We start from the raw sequence: 262 nt of genomic DNA on the forward strand, positions 1-262 counted from the left end.
AGGTTTCCACGGGGCTTGCCCCGAGAGGCTCCCAGCTAGACCACTGGGTGAATAGGCCGGATGTGGAAGAGAGGACTAACGACTCTCGCAGCTGACCGGTACTAATAAGCCGATAACTTGACACAACTTTACTTGTGCTACGCGTCCACTGTGCGGTTCCCGAGATACGGTCGGGAAACCGATGACATCTCCATAGAGTTTCGGTGGTCATAGCGAAGGGGAAACGCCCGGCTCCATTCCGAACCCGGAAGCTAAGCCCTTC

The 262-nt window shown here is 56.1% G+C and carries 2 rRNA genes; both read left to right on the forward strand.

From position 1 onward, the window contains the following. A 23S ribosomal RNA gene (locus J4G33_RS16910) occupies window positions 1–125 on the forward strand; the annotation flags it as partial. Between the two features lie 74 nt (window positions 126–199). Next, window positions 200–262: ribosomal RNA gene (gene rrf / locus J4G33_RS16915) — 5S ribosomal RNA — on the forward strand; the annotation flags it as partial.

Source organism: Actinotalea soli (genome assembly GCF_017565425.1).
Classification (GTDB): domain Bacteria; phylum Actinomycetota; class Actinomycetes; order Actinomycetales; family Cellulomonadaceae; genus Actinotalea; species Actinotalea soli.